Below are 4115 nucleotides of genomic sequence, written 5' to 3'. Positions count from 1 at the left end.
CGGCATGTTTGCTTACTATCCCTATGCGTTGCTGGAAGTATTTCTGATCCTGCAACAACATCCGCATATTAAAGGCATTCGTGCCTCGACTATCCGCCAGATTCATGCCCATCTGCATTTAATTGATGAACGCTTTCGTGCAGACATTAAAAATCGTAGCCTGTTTATGGAAATCATCCGTCAACCGAAAGGCGTTACCCATGAATTTCGTCGCATGAATCAACTCGGAGTGCTGGGTGCTTATCTGCCTGAATTTGGTAGGATTGTCGGACAGATGCAGCATGATTTATTTCATGCTTACACGGTAGATGAACATACCCTGTTTCTGGTGGGAAATTTACGTCGTTTTTCCTGCTCCGAATTCAAGGATGAATTTCCGCTGTGTTCAGAAGTGTTTTATCAACTGCCAAAACCTGAATTATTGTATATCGCCGGTATTTATCATGATATTGCCAAAGGTCGTGGCGGTGATCATAGTATTCTCGGTGTTAAAGATGCAGAACAATTCTGTACGCAACACAATTTGAGTGATTACGACACCAGCATTGTGACTTTTCTGGTTCGCCAGCATCTGGCAATGTCATCCACCGCGCAAAAGAAAGACCTCGAAGATCCTGAAGTTATTCAAGACTTTGCCGCTCTGGTCGGCAGTGTCAATAGATTAAATTATCTGTATCTGTTGACGGTGGCTGATATCAGGGCAACCAATAACAATCTCTGGAATGGCTGGCGTGACTCACTGCTCAAACAGCTATATCACAGTACGCATCAATGGCTGGAACATACTGAGGCACAAGCAAAAAGTACGCAGGAAAAAAGCTATAAAAAGTATCAGTTGGCTTTGGATAAACTTTCAGAAATGGGATGGCCGCCCCAAGATATCACCCAACTGTGGCTTGAATATGATCTGGATTATTTTTTACGGCATTCAGTTGATGAAATTGCCTGGCAAACCAATGGCCGGCTTGAGCATCCCGATGAAGAACCATTGATTCTGGTACGTCCGCATAACGAAAAGCAAACGCTCGAGTTATGTATTTTTACACATGATCGCCGCGGTCTGTTTGCTTCTATGACAGCATGTCTGGAACAGTTGCAACTGAATATTCTGGATGCCAAAATCAATATCAGTAATGACGGTAAAACCTTAAATACTTTTATTGTTAATGGGACACAACAACGCTTTGAAGATATCACCGCAGCATTGCATAAGCAGCTTGCACGTGAACATTTGATTTCGGGTTATAAACCACAATTAATGCCACGAACCACAAAGCTGTTCCAGACCGAGCCCGTCATAAAGTTTTCGGTAAATCCCCAGCATACACATACGGTAATGGAGCTATACACCCATGATCGACCGGGATTGTTGTCTGTCGTAGCACAAGTTTTTCTGTCAAATCAGATACAGGTAATTAATGCTAAAATGGTGACATTGGGCGACCAGGTAGAAGACGTGTTTTTCATCACCAATAGCGACGACAATGCGTTAACCGAAACAGAACAACAAAGGTTAGATGCGGAATTGAAAGACAAACTGGTAATGCAAGCGGAAGCTGTTTTATCAAACTCAGTTGCCTTTTAAACAGACATAAAAAAGGTGAGGCATTTTAAACCTCACCTTTTTCAATTTATCAACGTTTAATCAGTGACAGTAACTTTCTCTGCTAAAGCAGCTACTTTTTTTTCACCAATACCTTTGATATTCACCAAATCATCAACACTGGAAAATGTCCCATTTTGCTCACGGTATTGCACGATAGCATCTGCAGTGGAAGGTCCTACTCCATCGAGAAGCTGTAATTCGTCTGCTGTAGCACTGTTGATATTGATTTTATCTGCTGCGAATGCAGCGAATGATGAAAGTGAAAATGCGAGTAATAAAGAAATAATCCATTTCTTAAACATCTTTCCTTGCTCCTTGTTTTGATTAAATGCAGCTCTCCTGAGCTGCATTTAAAGACTAAGCTATCAGGATGTTTAACGTCCAGCCCTAAAAAAGACAAAATTAATCAACAGGAAATTCTCCTGCCTTAAATCGAGAAACCGATCACAATTTAGTTTCTAAGCGTATTGTTTTTCCATTACATCAATCAACTGCTCCAACTGATTGATTGGAAGCGCATTAATACCTGCAGCCGCTTTACGTCCACCACCAGTAGGAAATTGGCCAGCAACTTCATCGGCGCCACTGCGATTGGAATTTGGAGCACGCAGGCTCACCAGATAATGATCAGCATCTTTTACCGACACAATGGCATGAGCCCGGTCAGGAAATTGATTGGCCAACTCGTTTCCCAAAACACCACTTACCCGGCGGGCCCACTTTTCGTCGGGTAAACAGATAACGGCCAGCTTTTCAGTTTTGTATTTTGGTTCAATGGTTAACCCCGAACGCATATCTTCATTGTAACCGTTTGAAAGCTTTTCATAGGCCGCACGGTTTTCGTGAATAAAATCAAAGGGCGAAGCATAAGCAACACATTGTTTAAACAGCTCAGCAGGATGAAATAACAGATCATCCGTCTTGGCACCATAGCCGTTGTAATTAAGATAAATGCCCAGCGATGCCAGTTCTTCACGTTGAGTATTTGTCATCCCGGCTTCACCGGCAAGCTTATCCGCCACTGCGGTTAAATTATCGCCATAGGCAGCAGTGATAGCCCATTGATGAAACTGTCCTTTAAGGTACTTATCAATGATTAATGAAGTGCAGGTAGTGGCTGCCATATCGATATGTGCAGACAGATTGGGATATTCAGGAATGTCGCCCGGTTGATGATGATCTGCATAGAACACCTCAACTCCAACATCCAGTAACCGGATCAAATCTGCCGTATTTTTCTCCATCGAAATATCCAGCACAGTGAGCTTATCACCAGCAGCTGCATCCACATGTTTCAACAGATTGATATCACGCTTGATTCCGGTAACCAGTTCCGCTTCTCTGGGCTCAGCCAGACGTAACTGAACCAGTGCACAAATACCATCGGCATCGCCATTAAAAACGTCAATAAAACGCATATTACCCCTGAGTTTGAATGATGTTGTTTATCCGTAAATACTCAATGACCTGCGCTACACATTCCGCAATATCACATTCCGCCGTATTCAAAGTGACTTCAGCCGCCTCAGGTGCTTCATACTCGGAATCAATACCGGTGAAATTCTTAATCTCGCCGCGACGGGCTTTTTGATAGAGGCCTTTTGGATCACGCTGTTCGCAAACACTGAGCGGTGTATCCATATAAATTTCAACAAATTCGTCCGCTTCAACCAGATCACGGACTAATCGACGATCCGAACGAAAAGGGGAAATAAAAGCGGTTAATACAATTAAACCGGCATCGGCAAAAAGCTTAGCCATTTCACCTATGCGGCGAATATTCTCAACCCGATCCTCGTCAGAAAACCCCAGGTCTTTATTCAAACCATGTCTGACGTTATCCCCATCAAGCAGATAAGTATGATGACCCAGCTCAAATAAAGCCTGCTCTACTGCCCCGGCAATGGTGGATTTGCCTGAGGCACTTAACCCGGTAAACCATAAAATGGCAGAACGCTGTTTTTTCTGCTGACTACGATCCGCTTTGCTGACTTTGTGCATATGCCAGACAATATTCTCCTTTTCCACAGGCGTCACTCCATAAGTTTATTTCTGAATGAATTTGGAAGAATTCGCTAAATGCGCCAAGCCATCAGGTAAGGTTTAGCTATCCTTACGAACTCTATCACCAGCACCTTTGCCGATAACCGTTTGAACGATGAGACCAAGATAGCGGATTACACTCATCTGCTCAATCATCAAAGCATCTGTTTTAGCCAGTAATTCAGGAGTCGACATATCAATATCATTTATTTGCGCCAGCCCTGTGATACCAGGCCTAACCTTAAATACGCCTTTTGCTTCGCGCTCTTCAATTAATTCAAGCTGGTTAAAAAGACAGGGTCTGGGGCCAACCAGGCTCATTTCACCTATTAACACATTCCATAACTGTGGTAGTTCATCCAGTTTGGTTCGACGCAGAAAACGACCGAAGGGGGTAATGGATGAGGCTGACGCCAGATGACTGGCAACATGCGCCGTATCTTTTGTCATGGTGCGGAATTTGACT

The 4115-nt window shown here is 43.4% G+C and carries 5 protein-coding genes; 1 reads left to right on the top strand and 4 read right to left on the bottom strand.

Annotated features, from left to right (window positions below; genetic code table 11):
- A partial coding sequence (locus B3O33_RS08325; protein ID WP_292363381.1) for a bifunctional uridylyltransferase/uridylyl-removing protein GlnD occupies positions 1 to 1585 on the top strand: 1585 nt, incomplete at its 5' end.
- A 56-nt stretch (positions 1586 to 1641) separates the two neighbouring features.
- On the opposite strand, the gene B3O33_RS08320 is transcribed toward B3O33_RS08325, so the two are convergent.
- The 4 genes from B3O33_RS08320 to B3O33_RS08305 all read right to left on the bottom strand — a co-directional run.
- Entirely contained in the window at positions 1642 to 1908 is a 267-nt protein-coding gene (locus B3O33_RS08320) for a ComEA family DNA-binding protein (RefSeq protein WP_292361502.1), read from the bottom strand.
- A 156-nt stretch (positions 1909 to 2064) separates the two neighbouring features.
- Complete coding sequence (locus B3O33_RS08315; RefSeq protein ID WP_292361501.1) at positions 2065 to 3024, bottom strand: DHH family phosphoesterase; 960 nt, start codon at positions 3022 to 3024, stop codon at positions 2065 to 2067.
- Position 3025: 1 nt separating this feature from the next.
- Entirely contained in the window at positions 3026 to 3634 is a 609-nt protein-coding gene (gene cysC / locus B3O33_RS08310; protein ID WP_292361500.1) for an adenylyl-sulfate kinase, read from the bottom strand.
- 75 nt (positions 3635 to 3709) lie between these two features.
- The coding region (locus tag B3O33_RS08305; protein WP_292363380.1) for a sugar transferase at positions 3710 to 4115 on the bottom strand (406 nt) is incomplete at its 5' end.

This window comes from Methylophaga sp. UBA1464 (genome assembly GCF_002325665.1).
Lineage (GTDB): Bacteria > Pseudomonadota > Gammaproteobacteria > Nitrosococcales > Methylophagaceae > Methylophaga.
Note: the sequence above shows the minus strand (reverse complement) of the source record. Positions and strands in the feature narration are given on the sequence as shown.